This window comes from Alkalispirochaeta americana (genome assembly GCF_900156105.1).
GTDB lineage: Bacteria > Spirochaetota > Spirochaetia > DSM-27196 > Alkalispirochaetaceae > Alkalispirochaeta > Alkalispirochaeta americana.
Window position 1 is genome coordinate 13,619 of record NZ_FTMS01000002.1, and the last position, 15,658, is coordinate 29,276.

A 15,658-nucleotide genomic window follows, 5' to 3' on the forward strand; every position below is an offset into this window, starting at 1 on the left:
TCGTTTTTTGTCAAGCAGGTTTCGTGATTTTTACCGCCATAAAGACCCTCTCCCAGTTGTATTGCCCGGGAGGAATCTTTTTAGCTTCCTCCCGGATTTCTTCCAGAGCCCGGGCCTGATCCTGTCGGAGCAGTTCCTGCGCTAGCGGTTGGTCAGGGGCAAACCAGCTCTGAACCAGGGAGGGGGAAACCTTTCGTGAGACCTGGGTATGTATCCAGGAGCGAAGGACCGTGTGGTCCTGTTCGGTTGAGGGAAAGGTGCGAGAGAGGGCTTCCTCCCACAGGGGTTGGCGTTGGGGGAAGAGAGTTTCCTCGGCCGCAACCAGGGCTTCCAGAGCCTGAAGTGGAAGAGCGGCAAGATCTTGCAAGAGCCGGGAAGGGCGAGTTCCCCGGGTCGGTTCTATATCAAGAAAAAGCAGGGTTCCCCGAGGCAGACAGAGGGGGAGCAGTCGCTTCAGGATCTCTTGAGGAGGATGATCGGGCCACAGGCGACAAAGGATCCGGTCAAAGGGGCCGGAATAATCTCCTTTCTCTTCGGGGATTGCCCCCGGCTCTAGGGGGCCTGCGATTTGAGGGGCTTCCAGATCGCCCAGGGGAGATCGATCCAGAAGATGTTGCATCGATTCCAGGTCCCGCTGGTCTGATCCCCAGACTAGGGTAATCCCGCCGGGAGTCCGACGCAGCGTTTCCCACAGGAAAAGCTGGAGAGGGGCTCCGCAGAGGAGTATCCTGTCGGTGGAAAGGGGGGCGAGGAGCTGCAGGACCTCTTCCCGCAGTGCAACAGCCTCTTCCAGAGTGGCTCCATCAATCCGTTGCAGCCACCGGGCGGAGGCTCCCTGGAGAGCCGGGACGGTGTGCATCAGCAGGGGGTGTTCCTGCTCTGCTGCAAGCTGAAGCCTCCGATGCTCTTCCAGGGATTCCCGGCGTGTTTCTTCCCAACCCAGACTGCCGGGGTGGAAAAAAATATTTCCCTGAAGGGTTTCCGGGAGATATTGCTGGGCAACCCAGTGGTCGCGGTAGGCGTGAGGGTAGAGGTAGCCGTGGCCGTGACCCAGGGCGGGGCCGTCCCGGGATGGATCCTGGAGATGGGCCGGGACATCATCGGAATAGGCCTGCTGGACTGCCTTGAGGGCGTCAAAATATCCCAGGGTCGAGTTTGATTTTGGAGCCAGTGCGCAATACAGGGCTGCCTGGGCAAGGTGAAATTGTCCCTCGGGCATGCCCACCCGGTCGAAGGCGTTGGCGCACGTGGTGACTCGGGACAGTGCATCAGGATCTGCCAGGCCTACGTCCTCAGCAGCAAGGATAAGCATGCGCCGGAAGATATAGCGCGGGTCTTCCCCGGCCGAGACCATCCGGGCGAGCCAGTAAAGCGCTGCGTCGGGATCGGAGCCTCGAAGGGACTTGATAAAAGCTGAAATCGTGTCGAAATGGTAGTCGCCATCCTTGTCGTACAATACGGCGCGCCGTTGGATACTGTCCTCGGCTATCTCCAGAGTGACGTCAATTGGCTCACCCCGGAGGGGAGGAAATCTGTCGCCGCTGGTTTCCACAGCCAGCTCCAGGGCATTCAGGAGCGTCCGGGCGTCGCCCGAGGATGATCTGACCAGATGGTTCCGGGCGTCCAGGGTAAGATTAACCTGGTAGTGGCCGTAGCCACGGTCGGTGTCGCTCAGGGCAAAATCGATTACCCGGTGCAGCTCCTGCTCTGTCAGGGGGGTGAGGAGAAAAACCCTGCTTCGGGAGAGGAGCGCTTTATTCACCTCGAAAAAGGGGTTTTCCGTGGTGGCTCCCACCAGGATGAAGAGGCCATCCTCCACCCACGGCAGGAGCGCATCCTGCTGGCTCTTGTTCCACCGGTGAACCTCATCGACGAAGAGGATCGTCCTGTGGTTTGTTTTGTTTGAAAAGGCCTGGGCCTTGGTGATGGCCTCGCGGATGTCCTTTACACCGCTGAGAACGGCGTTCACCGAGAGGAACTGGCTGCAGGTTTTCTCGGCGATAACCCGGGCCAGAGTGGTTTTCCCCGTGCCCGGGGGGCCCGAGAGGACAAGCGATTGAAGGCGGTCGGCTTCGATCGCGCGACGCAGGAGTCGTCCGGGGCCCAGAATGTGCTCTTGTCCGATGAACTCTTCAAGAGTTCGCGGGCGCAATCGTGCTGCCAGGGGCAGTCTTCCCTGCTCAAAAAGGGATTGTTCCATCGTCTCGTGTGCCCGCTTCTCAGGTGGGAAAGAGCTCTTCGGGGTTTCCTCGCTCGGCAGAGAGTTGCTGTTCCTGTTGACGAAGCGATTCTTCCTGGCTGTTGAGTTGCCGCAACTGCTCTTCCAGATCGGCGATTTCGTTGCGGGTTTTTTCCTGATGCTTGTGGCAGCTCGCCAGGTTTCGTTCTACCGTTTCCAGTTCCTGTCCTGCCTGGAGGCGTTTCAGGAGTGATTCCTGGCGACTGATCTCTTCCCGGAAGTTCCGGATCTGGCCGATGCAGTCGGCAAACCCTTCGGGAGTTTCTTCCTCGATAATCATCCCGATGGCTGCGGATATTTTTGACAGCTCTTCCCTGGCCCGGGAGATTTCTTCCTCCCGCTCGCCCCGAGCCCGGTCCAGCCCCCGGTTGTCCGAGAGGGCGTTGAACTCCTCCACGAGGCGGCCTGATTCCAGGGTGAGTTCCTGTCGCTCCCTGTCAATTTCCTGCCAGCGGGTTCGTGCTGTCAGAAGTGGCTCAGAGACGCGATTCAATTCTTCGTCGCCCACCTGCTCAATGAAATCGCCTTGGGCGAGTTGCTCTCCTGCAGTTTTGAGGAGCTCCGGCAAGCGATTTTCCCGGACGTTTTTCCTGTTTCGGAGGTAGAGGCTCTTGCTTTTGGTCTTTATTTTTCCCAGGAGCGGTGCCTTTGTTTCGGGATTTTCCTGGGTGCCGAGGGCGCTTATTTTTGATTCCAGATTCTGGATTTCGTCGTGGTAACTCACAAGGGTCTCAAAAATTGATGAATAACCAGCGTCGATCAGGGAAGATTCCTTGAAGAGGCGGAACGCTACCGCTCCAATCTGTTCGTAGACCCCTGAGAGACGCACGTTCATGCTGTCCCGCTCATCCTGGAGGGCTTTCAGCTTTTGTTTTATTTCTTCCTGCCGCGCGTCGATGTGCATCATTCGGTCAATAGCGGTGCTGGCTGTTTCAATTTTCTTCCGGACTGCCAGGTATTCCTCGATGAGAGAGACCGTTGACGAGGGTCTCTCGCCCTCCGGGAGATCAACGGCGTGGACGCCGGCTTCCCTATGGGCCTGTTCCAGGCCTTTCAGTGTGTTTCCCTGCTCTTTTGTCAGTTGCCGGATTCGTTTTGCATAATCTCTCATGACCTTTCTCCCTTCTCTTGATCGAAAGCTCGGGCGAGGCGTGGCTCATCCCGAAGTATACGACAAAAACTGGCCCAGTGCCCGTCATTGTAGTGTCCTCGTTCCCGAAAAAGATCGGCGACGATGGCCAGGTTTGTCTGAACCACACCAACTCGGATGAAATTCGCCGGCAGTTGCGCCCGTAGCGAAGAGCGGTCACCGCAAAGGATATAATTGTTCAGGGCCTGTATCACCCCTTCGGGAAGGGGGGTTTCAAAATCCTCCTGGGTGAGTCTTCGCTCGCCTGTTTCATCCTTGTCCGGCCGGGATCGCAACCAGAGAACTTCAGGGAAGTAGGCTCGAGCCTGGTTCCACCACGACTCGGGGGCTCGGATCTGGAGAGCCACCGAAGATAGCCACAGGTCAGGACGCGCTACTCCACCCGGTCCCTTGCGGAGGGCTAGCTCCTGTGAGTTGGCTGGTACCTGTACCGTCCGGGGGCCGTCCTGAAGAGTTACTTCCATAATCATTGATGGCTCCTTCCGGGCCTGGGTGGCCCGGGATATCAGTTAAAGAGATTTGTGAGATCCTCCGTGTCGGTTTTATTGAGGATCTTCCGTATACGGTGTTCCATAAGGCGACGCTGGCAGCTTGTCTGAAGGGCTCGGGAGGCCTCTTCCATGCGCTCCAGGGTAGACCGGCTCTCCAGGAGGCGCTGCTTTTCCTCGGTGCTGAAGATGTCGGTGGTGGCCAAAAGGAAGGAAAGTTCTTCGTGGTCCAGGTTGTTCAGAATCGTTCGGTCGATATCGTATCCCACCGCCCGGGCGAATTGCTCCAGATGGTGAATTGCCCTTTGGGCTGCCGAAATTTCTTCGGCTTCGTTCCGGGGCTCTGGTGGTTCATCGTGAAAGATGGCCACCTCCGCTTCCAGATACGGCTTGTCGTCGTGAAATCGGGAGACGCTGAATCGCTCCGTTCCCGCTGCAAGAAGGTCCATGCCTCCGTCGTTGTAGCGGTTGATAACGGATTCGATTTGAGCGAGACAGCCGATTTTCAGAATTGACGAGCCTGTGTGAAAGAGCACCCCGAAGGGATGTGCTTCTTCCAGGCACCGGTTGATCATGAGCTGATAACGCTCCTCAAAGATGTGCAGGGGCAGAGGCATTCTCGGCAGGAGGACAACTCCCAGGGGAAAGACAGGTACGCGCATCACGCCTGTAAAGTACTGCCCCTTGCGGAAGGAATCAAATGGTAAGTTCTTCCAGAGCTTGGGTTGTCTTTTCCCAGGTTTCATGGGTCTCCTCCAGGGCTTGCTCCAGGAGAGGCAGGCGAGCCTGGCGCTGTTGGATCGCTTGGGGGTCCCGGTATACCTCAGGAAGGGCCATCTCCTGGTGGAGTGTGGCAAGTTCTTCCTCCAGGCGTTCAATTTCCGCCATCTGTTCGGCTTCGAGGCGTTCCAGGCGACGGATCTCTCCTTTTTGTGCTTTTTGCCGGGCGTATTGGACAGCGGCAGGCCCCGAACTCGTCGATTCATGAGTATCCCCGTGAAGGGCATTCCCCTTGTTTCGTGAAGAATGAGATGGTGAGGCCTCCGTGACAGGGTTTGGATCATCGAAGATTCTCCCCAGGGAGCTTTCTTCAAACTCCTGGAATGTTCCTGGATAGAACTGCCAGTTTTGCCCGGGGGAAGACCCTTCCGGCCAGAGAGCCAGTACGTCGGTTGTAACAGCCCGCAGGAAATGCCGGTCGTGGGAGACGATGACCACTGTTCCCTGGTAGGTCCTGAGTGCTCTGGCCAGGACTTCCTGGCTTGTGATATCCAGATGGTTCGTGGGCTCGTCCAGGATCAGGAGATTGAGCGGCTGCAAGAGGAGGGCTGCCATGGCCAGGCGGGTTCGTTCGCCACCGCTGAGGACGCCCAGGCGCTTCTCCACCGCCTCGCCCCGAAAAAGGAAGGCCCCCAAAATGTCGCGAACGGACGAGATCGACCCAGGGGCTGCCTGTTCTTCCAGGTAGGTCAAGACGGTTTTCTCTCCGGGCAGCTTTTCCGGGGTATCCTGGGCAAAATATCCTCCCAGGACACCCGTTCCTGTTTTCAGCAGGCCGTGATAATCCTGGTCTTCCTGTGCAAGGATCCGCAGGAGTGTGGATTTTCCCGCTCCGTTTCGACCAACCACGGCCAGGCGCTGGCCTCGGGTCATGGTAAAAGAGACGCCCTTCAGCACGCACCGGGTTCCGTAACTGCGGGAAAGCTCCTGGGCCTCCAGCACGACTTTTCCCGAGGGAGCCGCCGGGGGAAGGGTAATGGTGATGGGGGCAAGGTGCTCGGGTATCTCGACGCGCTCGATTTTTTCAAGCATTTTGATTCTGCTTTGGACCTGCCGCGCCTTGTTGGCCTGTGCACGGAAGCGGCGAATAAAATCTTCCTGCCGGGCGATCTCGCGCTGTTGCTCCTCCCATCGTTTCACCAGGAGGGCCACTTCTTCTTCCCGCTGTTTTTGATAGGCGCTATAAGGACCCCGGTAGCGCTTTACGGTGCCCATAAAGAGTTCGAATATTTCCCTGGTTGTGTCGTCCAGGAAGGCTCTATCGTGTGAAACCAGAAGAAAGCCTCCCTCGAAGGAGGAGAGGAATCCCGAGAGCCAGAGCCGTGATTCGCTATCCAGATAGTTGGTCGGTTCATCAAGAAGGAGAAAATCAGGACGGGTGAGAAGTGTCCTGGCGAGAGCCACTCTCATGGCCCACCCTCCGCTGAGTGTAGCGATTGGCCGATCAAGTTCTTCCCGGGCAAAGCCCAATCCTTTAAGAACCCGATGGAGCAGGACGTGTCGGGTGTGATAACTGGCTTCTTCCAGATGCTGATCCAGGGCCGCCACGTCCATGAGAAGGCTCTCGCTATGGGGGGATTTCTGCAAGGCCAGGGCTTTTTCCCGTCGTTGTTCGGCCAGGGCTTGTTCCCGCTGAAACCCCTCTTCGGCGACCTGGTAGATTGTTGCTCCCGGGGGAAACGTGCTTTGTTGGGGTAGATAGGCCACAGTCATTCCCCGGGCGATGGTGACAGAGCCGCTGTCAGGGGCCGTCTTCCCTGCAAGTATTCGCAGCAGCGTGGTCTTCCCGCTCCCGTTGGCACCCACCAGAGCAGCGCGGGTTTCTTTATTCAGGGTGAGAGACACCCCTGAGAGAACGTGCTGGCCTCCAAAACCGAGGGAGGCCTGGGTAACAGAAATCATGGGCGGTCCTGTTACTCCTGATAGAACCTGAAGAAGAGCACGATTGGTGTCGCCGGTTCTGTCTGGATTACTCCGCGATCGTCGATGGAGCTTTCGGGGATGTAGACAAAACGGACCCCATCGTCGGTCAAGGTATAGAGGAAGGCCGAGGAGAGGCCGTTCTGCATGAGCAGGCGAAGGGCTCCATCGTAGCGACTGCGGAGATTTCCGGCAATGAAAAGGCTGAACTCCATTGTTGCCCTGCCGTCGAAGGAGGCCGGGAGAATATCCGGGACCAGCCGCTGGTAGCCTTCCCATCGGAGAGAGCCTCCTTCGTCCAGTTCCATGGAGCCGAAGGCGGTGCTGACAAGCCCGCTGCCACGGCTCAGGAACTCTTCCAGCAGTTCCCGTCGTCGGTCTCGCTCTTCCTGGATGATCTCCTGGAGATCGTCGTCAATGAGAAGGAAGGTCTCTCTTCGCTGGCGGTCGTTGAGCAGAAACGATACTTCCAGCCGTTCGTTGCCACGAAGAGCGAGGGTGAGGTCTTCCTCTTCGAAGCGGACCGCGTTTAATCCTGCGGCCTGGTATTCCTGATAGGAAAAATCTTTTTGGTAGGTGGGCAGGACGATGCGAAAAGAGGATTCGTCCAGATCTCCGAAGAATCCATAGCGTGGAGAAAACAGATCCAGGTTGATCTGTCCGGAACGCATCATGTCTTCAAAATAGACAGGTCGCCATACCGAGGAGCTGATGTCGCGAACCAGGCGATCCAGTTGGTCCTGATCATCCGATGCATCCAGGGGCCGCCCTCCGGCGCTGATAAGTTCAATGCTTCTGCCGAAGACCCAGCCGGTGATGCCTGATTCCGTAAGCGCCTGGTACCAGTAGCCCAGGAGCCCCGCCTCGTTGGACATTTCCTCGGTGCGGGAGAGTATCTTTATCACCTCGCCGTCGCGCAGACGGTACAGGCGCGTGGTCGTGCGGTCCGGCATGGCTCGTACCGGAAGAGCGGTGCGGAGACTTCGTGCATAGGTGTCCTTCCAGGGTTCGAAGTCTTCGGAAAAACTTTCTGCCGGCTCTTTTTCATCGAAAAAGGTGATCCGGTTCATATCAAGGGCATGGGCTTCGCCTGCGGCTTGAACGGTGACGGTGTTCTGGATGCGAGAGGTCTCGGTGACGGGCAGAATATCTCCCGCCGAAAAGGCTGAGCCCGGTTCAGGCCAGAGGACCACAGCATAGCCGACAATGCGGGGAGAACAGGACGCAAGAACAAAAAGGGAACCCCATAACGCCAAGAGAGATTTCATAGCACCCCAATATGATCACAACCAATAGCGCCGGGTCAACGGCCTGTTGCCACACCGGGCGCAAGAATGATCAGAATCCTTCCTTCGCGAAGCAGCTGTCGGTTGTGGGGAGAGCTGAGAATCCTGTCGGCATCTTCCCGGCTGATGATAATATCCGTGGGATGCACGCCGAAGGCCTGGCGAGCCATGATTCGCAGTGGATCTGCTCCTATCCGGTCTCGCCATGGTTCTTCGTTGTAATGCTCGGTGTAGGCGGCCACGCCCCAGCGGTTAATTGCTTCAGGCAGGAGCATGTCCTGTTCCAGTACCGGCCTGAGGTCGGTGTCGAATATTTCCGGCAGCAGGGCAGGAATGATGCGGACAGTTTCCTCCGTTCCTCGCAGGGGAAGTTCATCAACTGCGTAGATGAGAAGCCCCGTGAAGTTTCGTGTTGGCACCCAGGAGAGGACCCGCTCCATCCGGAACGGGTGCTGATGCTGGAGAAAAAGACTCGCGACATCGGGAAAAAGCGGAACGTCGTAACTTCGTGTGATGGATGAAAAATCGAGGGATGGCCGGGGAAATCCCCGGTCTGCCCGAGTCGCAAGGCTCCTGATTTCTGTTGCCAGCTCGGGGCGGGCCAGGATCGCGTCTCTGATAGTTCGGGTAGAATCAATCTGCAGTGAGAGAAGTTCAGAAAAGAGAAGCGATGGAAACTCTTCCTCCAGTTCCCGCTGGGCCCGATAGAGCTGGGCCGGGCTGTTGGTGTCTCTCTCCGGGGATCGTTGAGTGACGGTAATTTCCAGGGCGCTCTTTTCCCAGTTGATAGAGCTGGTTACGCGAGGGGTGTCCTGGCCCGAGGCGGGAAGTGTTCCTGTGACGAGGCCGGTCGAAATGAGGGCGATGGAAAAGAACACCCTCCGCAGGATGATCTTGCAGGGTGTCGCCGTGGATCGTTCCGGTCTTTCCATTATTGCGATTGTCGGCAACTCCGGGAGGAGGCTGAAGAGGCGCTGTCTCGGCGTGCCGGGGGAGTGCTAGAACGCTTCGCCAAAGAGAATGCCTCCCCATTCCCAGTTTCCGTGCACTTCGGGATCAGCTGGAAAGTCGATGCGGCGGAAGTAGAGATACCACGTGGGGATTCGGTGCGACCATCCCCAGGTTCGCAGGTAAGCCTCGGTGGCGTTGGAATTTACTTCCAGGTCCCGGCTAAAGCGTACCCGGGATCGTCGGAGAAAGGCTCCGATGTCAAAGGTGGGGATATCGCTGTTGGCATCCATCTCGTCCTGTTGCCAGGACATGGTGAAGAAGTTTTCCCCTGCCCGGAGCCGAAGAAGCGCTGCGGGGTCCTGTCGCCAGAGAGCATTCTTGATGCGTGCCACCAGAGTATCCAGATCCTGGTATGTCCATCGACGGTTTGAATCGTAGAAGGCGACACGCCGTTGCGTCTCCTGGCGTGCATTTGGCTCTCCCGGAATTTTTGTGCCAGGGTGAGCCAGGAAGACCCGGTAACTCTCAAAGGCTTCAGCCCAGCGGCCTGCCTCCTCATACGATCTGGCCAGGTGATAGGCCACAAGCCCGCGGTCCAGGGATCCGGCGTACTGATCCTGCAGGTAGTGGAGATAGTCAACTCGTTGTCGGGGATCTTTCTCCAGGGTCAGGAGGCGGTTTATTGCAATCCTGTGGGAAGGGACGCCCCGAACGGTTACATCGGGATACCGGAAGAGCGTCCGGCGGTAGTACTGCCGGGCAAGTTCGCTTAAGCCCTTTTCCCGATAGAGATCAGCGGCAACGCTCAAGTAGTAGCCGTTGTTGGGGTCCTCCCGATGGCGGGCTACATGGGTGGTGAGGAAGGCAATCATTTCCTCGTCTCCGTCGGTTTGACGTACGGCTCGGGCTGCCCGTTCAACCACCGGAAAAGGAGGTGATTGATCACCGAAGGCCTCGTAGTTCTGCAGGGGGAGAACCTGTGCATCGGAGGGGTCCTGAAAGGAGACGAAGAGGAAAGCTCCTGTTGTCAGTGCGAGCAAAAGTGCCGATGTTGTGATGCGTCCCATTTCCTCTTACACAATATCTTGACTTCCCGTTATTGGCAACATGGGACTCTACAGGTACACTACGGGCTCAAACGTTATTTTGGGTATTCTGAAAGCGTTATGGTCGAAGGTAGAAATTCGAAGGCAGAAAGGAGTGTCCTGGTGGAAGAGGTTATACGAAAAGAGGGCGATGCGCTCATTGTACCGGATAACCCGGTAATTCCTTTTATCGAGGGTGATGGTACGGGGCCGGACATCTGGGCTGCGGCCGTTCGTGTTTTCGATGCCGCCGTAGAGAAGGCCTACGGGGGGCGTCGCAAGATCCAGTGGAAAGAAGTCCTGGCGGGAGAGAAAAGCTTCAAGAAGACCGGAGAGTGGCTTCCCCTGGAAACAGAGGAGCAGTTCCGACACTACCTGGTGGGCATCAAGGGGCCTCTGACTACGCCCGTGGGTGGAGGATTTCGAAGTTTGAATGTTGCCCTCCGGCAACGGCTTGATTTGTATGTGTGTCTCCGTCCGGTGGCCTATGTGCCGGGAATTCCGTCGCCGGTAAAACGCCCCGAAGATGTGGACATGGTCGTCTTTCGGGAGAATACCGAGGATGTCTATGCTGGTCTGGAGCTGGAGTCCGGGACGGCTGATGCGGCAAAGCTCATAAATTTTTTGAAAGAAACCTACGGCTGGGAGATACGGCCCGATTCAGGAATGGGGATCAAGCCCATTTCCGTCACCGGTACGGAGCGTCTGGTGCGGGCTGCGATCAACTATGCCATCAAGAATAACCGGAAAAGTGTTACTCTTGTGCATAAGGGTAACATCATGAAGTACACCGAAGGGGCTTTCCGTTCCTGGGGGTACGACTTGGCAAAACGGGAGTTTGGTGATCGAATCGTGACGTGGGATGACTGCGGTGGCGATGTTCCCGAGGGAAAAATTCTTGTCAAAGACGCCATCGCCGACGCCTTTCTGCAACAGATTCTGACCAGGGCAGCCGAGTTTGATGTGGTAGCCACCATGAATCTGAACGGTGATTATATGAGCGATGCTCTGGCTGCCCAGATAGGGGGGATAGGAATCGCCCCGGGAGCCAATATCAACTACGAGTCGGGTTATGCAATCTTTGAGGCAACCCACGGTACCGCACCGAAATACGCAGGTAAGGATATGGTTAATCCCAGCTCGGTTATCCTCTCGGGACGGATGATGTTCGAGTACATGGGGTGGCAGGAGGCGGCCGATATGGTTTTCAGGGGACTGAAGGGGGCGATCGCCGCCAAGACGGTTACCTACGATTTTGCTCGTCTCATGAACGACGCCAGGAAAGTTTCCACCAGCGGCTTTGGTGAGGCGATCATCAGTCATATGACTGACCAGCCGGCTGATGCGTGACGACCTATGGCTATACAGCGGCGCGTTCTGATAGGCCTTGGTATGACGGCGGGGGGGGTATCCCTCCTGCCCTTTACCACGGGCTTCCTGTCTATGGGTGATACGGGGGGCGGCCTCCTCTTGATTTGTGCGGGGGTTTTCCTGCTTTATCGCGCCTTTATTCCCGAAGGAAGAGAGGTGAACGTCTTTTCCGGAACCTTATTGACGCTTCTGGGGATATTTTTTGTCCTGCAGCAGACAGTTCTGACCCAGACGGACCTCAAAACTCTCTGGCCTGTTTTTATTACCTCTGCAGGGCTGGCTTTGGTCGCCTATGGTCTCCGCCGGGGGGAGCGGCATCTCTATTCCCTGGTGATTCCGGGGGGAGCGATTGTTCTTCTCTCTCTCCTTTTCCTCCTCTTCAGCCTTGATCTTGTCCAGGGAAGTCTTGCTTCTGTGGCTATTCGCTGGTGGCCGATTTTGTTGATTCCTCTGGGAATCCTGATTCTTCTTCCCGGGCGCTCTGTTCCCGAGGGTGAGGAAGGCTTGCCAGAGGAGGAGCCTCTGGATCCGCTCGATTTACTTGAGGACGACGATCTGGGGGGGTGAAAAGCGCAAGCCCCCGCCACAGGAAGGGCAGGGGCAGGGGAAGGCGATTGTCAGGATTCTGGTGCGTGCAGGGCGATCTGTCGTTTCAGGTGGTCCAGGAGGACTATCGCCGCCATAGCCTCGATAACCGGGACGATACGGGGGCAGATGCAAGCGTCGTGCCTTCCCTCGGTCCTGATCGTCCGGGCTGCGCCCCCGGTGTCAACGGTCTGTTGCGGCCGGGCAATGGAGCTGGTGGGTTTTACGGCAACCCGGAACAGTATCTCCTCGCCCGTGCTGATACCCCCGATAATTCCTCCTGCGTGGTTTGTGGAAAAACCTGAGGGGGTCATTTCGTCATTGTGTTCGCTCCCCGTCATGGCAGCTGCGGCAAATCCTGCGCCGAACTCGATTCCCTTCACAGAGCCGATGGAGAGCATCGCCCGAGCCAGTTCGGCGTCGAGTTTGTCAAACACAGGTTCTCCGAGGCCTGCAGGCACGCCCCGCAGGCGGCACTCGATAACTCCGCCAACGCTGTCCTGGGTCTCCTGGATAGCGGTGATCTTTTGAAGCATCTCCCGGGCTGCATCGGGATCGCAGGCACGAAGAGGGTTCTTCTCGATCTGGTCGGGCTGGTAGCTTTTGCAGGTTATGCCTGCGCTTGCTTTGGTGTAGGCTATTGCGGAGATTCCCCGTGCGGCGAGGATCTTCTTTGCAATTGCTCCTGCAGCAACCCGACCGGCTGTTTCGCGTCCCGAAGCCCGGCCGCTTCCCCGCCAGTCCCGAAGCCCGTACTTTTTCAGGTAGGTGTAATCGGCATGGCCAGGACGGAAGAGGTTCTTGATATCATCGTAGGCTGAGGGATCGGCGTCAGAATTGTAGAGAATCACCAGCAGGGGAGTTCCCGTGGTCTTGCCCTGAAAAATCCCCGAAAGGATGTGAGCGCGGTCAGGTTCTTTTCTGGGGGTCGTTACCGAGGATTGTCCCGGTTTGCGGCGGTCCAGTTCTTTCTGAACGTCTTCTTCCGAGATATCTACCCCGGGGGTCACTCCGTCTACGACAACGCCCACGGCGCCCCCGTGGGACTCCCCAAAGGTTGTGATCCGAAAAATCTCGCCAAAGTTATTTCCTGCCATGATGCACCTCGGTAGTTTTGATAATTGCCTTGTACGGATGCTACTTCAAGTATCCAAGTTTCTCTATGGCTTTGACAGCCTCATCCACGGTGAGGTCCGATAGATCCACCACGTGGTCTGCCTTCTGTCGGTAGAGACGGTCTCGACGGTCTGCAAGACGCAGAAAAGATCCCCGGGGGTCCTGGGGGTCCAGAAAGGGGGGGATTCCTCCGGCAGAGATTCTCTCAAAAAGCACTTCCGGATCTGTCCAGAGGTACAGGATCGGCCGGCATTGCTCCAGAAGTTCCATCGCTTCAGGGTTGTCACAAACACCTCCGCCGGTGGAAATGATGGCCTTTCCTTGCCGAGGTTCTTCCAGTATATGCCGAAGTGCCAGGCTTTCCCTCTCGGTGAAGGATTTTTTCCCCAGGTTCCGATAGAGCTGCCGCAGGAGCACTGTCGAACCAGGAGGGTTGTTCTCCGGCGCATTATCGGATGAGGGGATATCAACAAGCCCTTCCTGGGAGGCTTGTTCCAGCATAACCAGATCGGTGTCGAGGCAGGCTGTTCCTGGCATAGCCTGGCAAAGCCCCCGGGCTATGCTGGACTTTCCAGTGTGTTTCAGTCCTGTCAGAGTGAGATATCCTGGAGAACTCATCAGGGCATAGCGAAGGGAGCCGGTTTTGCGATCTCGTAGCCCTGGAGATAATCAACGCCGATTTCTTCCAGGAGCACTCGTGTTTCATTATCTTTTACGAACTCGGCGATCGTCTGCATGTTCATCACGTGGCCAATATCGTTTACTGCCACCACCAGAGCGCGGTCAATAAGATCATCGGCGATGTCCTTGACGAAGGACCCGTCAATTTTGAGGTAATCCACGGGGAGGGTCTTGAGATACGAAAAGGAGGAGAAGCCGTTTCCAAAGTCATCCAGTGCAAAGGTGACGCCCAGATTCTTTAGTCTTCGCATGAAAGCTGTTGCCCGGGAGAGGTTCGCGATCGCCGCGGTCTCGGTGATCTCAAGGCAGATCTGTGACCCCTGAATCGAATGGGTGCTTATCAACTCCTCGGCGTAATCCAGGAAGCTCTCGTCAGCCAGGGAGGCGCCGCTTACATTGATGCTGAAGAGCGGGTTGCGACCCGCCTTGTGCATGGCCGCAAGGAGATCAAGTGCTTTGGCCAGAACCCACCGGTCCACCGCTGGCATGAGGTTGTATTTCTCTGCAGCCGGGATGAAATCCGAGGGGCTTATCAGGCGGCCGTCGGTGTCGATCATGCGGATAAGCACTTCCTGGTGATCCCGGACAGTGCCGTTGGTGGAGACGATGGGTTGTCCCCAGAGCTCGAACTTGTCGTCGTCCAGGGCATGGTTGAGCCGTGATATCCACTGCATCTCGCCCCGTCGCTTGAGGAAGGTGTAGTCTTCCATCTCGTAGACTTTAATGATATTCCCGCCCTCTTCCTTGGCAAGGTACGAGGCGTCGTCGGCTGCGGCGAGGATGTTGTAGACATCGGCGTTCGTTCCCCGGACGGGGACGATTCCGATGCTGGCAGTGACGTGGAAAGCGTGCTTCTGCCAGATAAACTTGCGATTCAGGCTCGTGAGGATCGCGTTGGCCGTTGTCATGGCCCGGGCAATATCAGTGTTGATCAGAAGAATGCCAAACTCGTCCCCTCCAAGGCGGGCCAGGAGGTGCTCCTCAGAGGCAACGATCCCCTTTACATCGCTCGATACCTGGCGAAGGAGCTCATCCCCGGCCTGGTGCCCGCAGACATCGTTGACGATCTTGAACTGGTCCAGATCCAGGTAGATCAGGGTGTGCTGAAGAGATGCGTCCCGGGCTGCTTCGGCAACCTGTTTCAGGCGTGAAAAGAACTCGTCCCTGTTCATAAGGCCGGTGAGTGTATCGTGGCTGGCCTGGTACTCTATAACTTGTGACATTTTTCGGAGACTGGTGATATCCCGGAAGGTTACCAGCGCTCCATCGGTGCCGTAGTTTGTTTTTATTGGAGATATTGAGCCGGCAATGTCGACGCGACCACCTTGTTCAGTTTCCAGATAGAGGTTTTCGAAGGTGAAGGTGTCTCCCGAGAGAACCGAGGTGAAAGGGATGTTCGCCGAAATCTGGGAGTGGTCGTCGAAAAGCGAGAATACTTCCTGCAGGGGCAGGCCCGTCACATCCTGGTCAAAAACTCCCGTAAGATCCCGCGCCACGGGGTTCAGAAAGCGGATCGTCTGATCGGCACCGACGGCAATAAGGCCGTCGTTCATGGTGTCGAAGATCGTTTCGAAAAGTTGTTCCTGCTCTTGGAGTTTCCGGTCCACATCGGCTTTGTAGAGGGCGATGTCTATGGTTGTCCGGAGTTCGCGCTCCTTGAAGGGCTTGAGGACGTATCCGACGGGTTCGGCCTTCTTTGCCCGGGCTACGGTGTTGTCGTCGGCGTAGGCCGTGAGAAAAACGATCGGCGTGCTCTGCCGCTCCTTGATCTCTATGGCTGCATCAATACCGTCCCGGTCTCCTCCGAGCATTATATCCATGAGGATTATGTCGGGGCAATGCTCAAGAGCTTGCGCCACAGCCTCGTCGGCGGTGGCGCAGAGGGCAACCACGCGATACCCGAATTTTTCCAGACGTCGTTGAAGATCAAGGGCAATGATCTTCTCGTCTTCTACGATTAATACTCGTCGGCTCACCATAGCAGTTGATCAACAGCATAGAAGGTC

The 15,658-nt window shown here is 56.9% G+C and carries 13 protein-coding genes; 2 read left to right on the plus strand and 11 right to left on the minus strand.

The window, feature by feature from the left end:
- Positions 1 to 10: 10 nt before the first annotated feature.
- From BW950_RS01750 to BW950_RS01785, 8 genes are all read right to left on the minus strand, one after another.
- Positions 11 to 2,200, minus strand: coding sequence for an AAA family ATPase (locus tag BW950_RS01750; protein ID WP_076487577.1), 2,190 nt, complete (start codon positions 2,198 to 2,200; stop codon positions 11 to 13).
- A 19-nt stretch (positions 2,201 to 2,219) separates the two neighbouring features.
- Positions 2,220 to 3,350: a coiled-coil domain-containing protein gene (locus BW950_RS01755; RefSeq protein ID WP_076487578.1), complete on the minus strand. Its 1,131-nt coding sequence runs from the start codon at positions 3,348 to 3,350 to the stop codon at positions 2,220 to 2,222.
- Positions 3,347 to 3,859, minus strand: coding sequence for a hypothetical protein (locus BW950_RS01760; RefSeq protein ID WP_076487579.1), 513 nt, complete (start codon positions 3,857 to 3,859; stop codon positions 3,347 to 3,349). The genes BW950_RS01755 and BW950_RS01760 overlap by 4 nt, the downstream gene beginning before the upstream one ends.
- 35 nt (positions 3,860 to 3,894) lie before the next feature.
- The gene (locus BW950_RS01765; RefSeq protein WP_083943639.1) at positions 3,895 to 4,623 is read right to left on the minus strand and encodes an LON peptidase substrate-binding domain-containing protein; all 729 of its coding nucleotides are present in this window, start codon (positions 4,621 to 4,623) and stop codon (positions 3,895 to 3,897) included.
- Positions 4,574 to 6,559 carry an ABC-F family ATP-binding cassette domain-containing protein gene (locus tag BW950_RS01770; protein WP_076487581.1) on the minus strand — a complete coding sequence of 662 codons (1,986 nt, stop codon included), beginning with the start codon at positions 6,557 to 6,559 and terminating at the stop codon, positions 4,574 to 4,576. The genes BW950_RS01765 and BW950_RS01770 overlap by 50 nt, the downstream gene beginning before the upstream one ends.
- A gap of 11 nt (positions 6,560 to 6,570) precedes the next feature.
- Positions 6,571 to 7,845, minus strand: coding sequence for an SH3 domain-containing protein (locus BW950_RS14885; RefSeq protein ID WP_076487582.1), 1,275 nt, complete (start codon positions 7,843 to 7,845; stop codon positions 6,571 to 6,573).
- A gap of 35 nt (positions 7,846 to 7,880) precedes the next feature.
- Positions 7,881 to 8,795, minus strand: a complete 915-nt coding sequence (locus BW950_RS01780; RefSeq protein ID WP_076487583.1) for a TP0624 family protein — start codon at positions 8,793 to 8,795, stop codon at positions 7,881 to 7,883.
- Positions 8,796 to 8,861: 66 nt separating this feature from the next.
- Positions 8,862 to 9,881, minus strand: coding sequence for a tetratricopeptide repeat protein (locus BW950_RS01785; RefSeq protein ID WP_076487584.1), 1,020 nt, complete (start codon positions 9,879 to 9,881; stop codon positions 8,862 to 8,864).
- A 141-nt stretch (positions 9,882 to 10,022) separates the two neighbouring features.
- Between BW950_RS01785 and icd the strand changes: the two genes are divergently transcribed.
- Together icd and BW950_RS01795 are read left to right on the plus strand one after the other, a co-directional pair.
- Complete coding sequence (gene icd, locus BW950_RS01790; protein ID WP_076487585.1) at positions 10,023 to 11,249, plus strand: NADP-dependent isocitrate dehydrogenase; 1,227 nt, start codon at positions 10,023 to 10,025, stop codon at positions 11,247 to 11,249.
- Positions 11,250 to 11,255: 6 nt separating this feature from the next.
- Complete coding sequence (locus BW950_RS01795; RefSeq protein WP_076487586.1) at positions 11,256 to 11,837, plus strand: LiaI-LiaF-like domain-containing protein; 582 nt, start codon at positions 11,256 to 11,258, stop codon at positions 11,835 to 11,837.
- Positions 11,838 to 11,887: 50 nt separating this feature from the next.
- Here BW950_RS01795 and aroC read toward each other — a convergent pair whose 3' ends face one another.
- Genes aroC through BW950_RS01810 form a run of 3 tightly spaced genes read right to left on the minus strand, consistent with a single transcriptional unit; the run spans position 11,888 to position 15,631 of the window.
- Positions 11,888 to 12,952 (minus strand): chorismate synthase, encoded by a 1,065-nt coding sequence (gene aroC / locus BW950_RS01800; protein WP_076487587.1) that lies wholly within the window; start codon positions 12,950 to 12,952, stop codon positions 11,888 to 11,890.
- Positions 12,953 to 12,992: 40 nt separating this feature from the next.
- Positions 12,993 to 13,589, minus strand: coding sequence for a shikimate kinase (locus BW950_RS01805; RefSeq protein ID WP_083943641.1), 597 nt, complete (start codon positions 13,587 to 13,589; stop codon positions 12,993 to 12,995).
- On the minus strand, positions 13,589 to 15,631 hold the full coding sequence (locus BW950_RS01810) for an EAL domain-containing protein (RefSeq protein ID WP_076487589.1): 2,043 nt from the start codon (positions 15,629 to 15,631) through the stop codon (positions 13,589 to 13,591). Before BW950_RS01810 ends, BW950_RS01805 begins: the two co-directional genes overlap by 1 nt.
- Positions 15,632 to 15,658: the final 27 nt, after the last annotated feature.

Excerpts from the sequence above, each read along its gene's own strand:
- BW950_RS01810 (WP_076487589.1), bottom strand. The coding sequence starts at position 15,631 with ATGGTGAGCCGACGAGTATTAATCGTAGAAGACGAGAAGATCATTGCC.
- BW950_RS01760 (WP_076487579.1), bottom strand. The coding sequence starts at position 3,859 with ATGATTATGGAAGTAACTCTTCAGGACGGCCCCCGGACGGTACAGGTA.
- BW950_RS01795 (WP_076487586.1), top strand. The coding sequence starts at position 11,256 with ATGGCTATACAGCGGCGCGTTCTGATAGGCCTTGGTATGACGGCGGGG.
- BW950_RS01755 (WP_076487578.1), bottom strand. The coding sequence starts at position 3,350 with ATGAGAGATTATGCAAAACGAATCCGGCAACTGACAAAAGAGCAGGGA.
- BW950_RS01765 (WP_083943639.1), bottom strand. The coding sequence starts at position 4,623 with ATGAAACCTGGGAAAAGACAACCCAAGCTCTGGAAGAACTTACCATTT.
- BW950_RS01785 (WP_076487584.1), bottom strand. The coding sequence starts at position 9,881 with ATGGGACGCATCACAACATCGGCACTTTTGCTCGCACTGACAACAGGA.
- BW950_RS01770 (WP_076487581.1), bottom strand. The coding sequence starts at position 6,559 with ATGATTTCTGTTACCCAGGCCTCCCTCGGTTTTGGAGGCCAGCACGTT.
- BW950_RS14885 (WP_076487582.1), bottom strand. The coding sequence starts at position 7,845 with ATGAAATCTCTCTTGGCGTTATGGGGTTCCCTTTTTGTTCTTGCGTCC.
- BW950_RS01805 (WP_083943641.1), bottom strand. The coding sequence starts at position 13,589 with ATGAGTTCTCCAGGATATCTCACTCTGACAGGACTGAAACACACTGGA.
- BW950_RS01750 (WP_076487577.1), bottom strand. The coding sequence starts at position 2,200 with ATGGAACAATCCCTTTTTGAGCAGGGAAGACTGCCCCTGGCAGCACGA.
- BW950_RS01780 (WP_076487583.1), bottom strand. The coding sequence starts at position 8,795 with ATGGAAAGACCGGAACGATCCACGGCGACACCCTGCAAGATCATCCTG.
- aroC (WP_076487587.1), bottom strand. The coding sequence starts at position 12,952 with ATGGCAGGAAATAACTTTGGCGAGATTTTTCGGATCACAACCTTTGGG.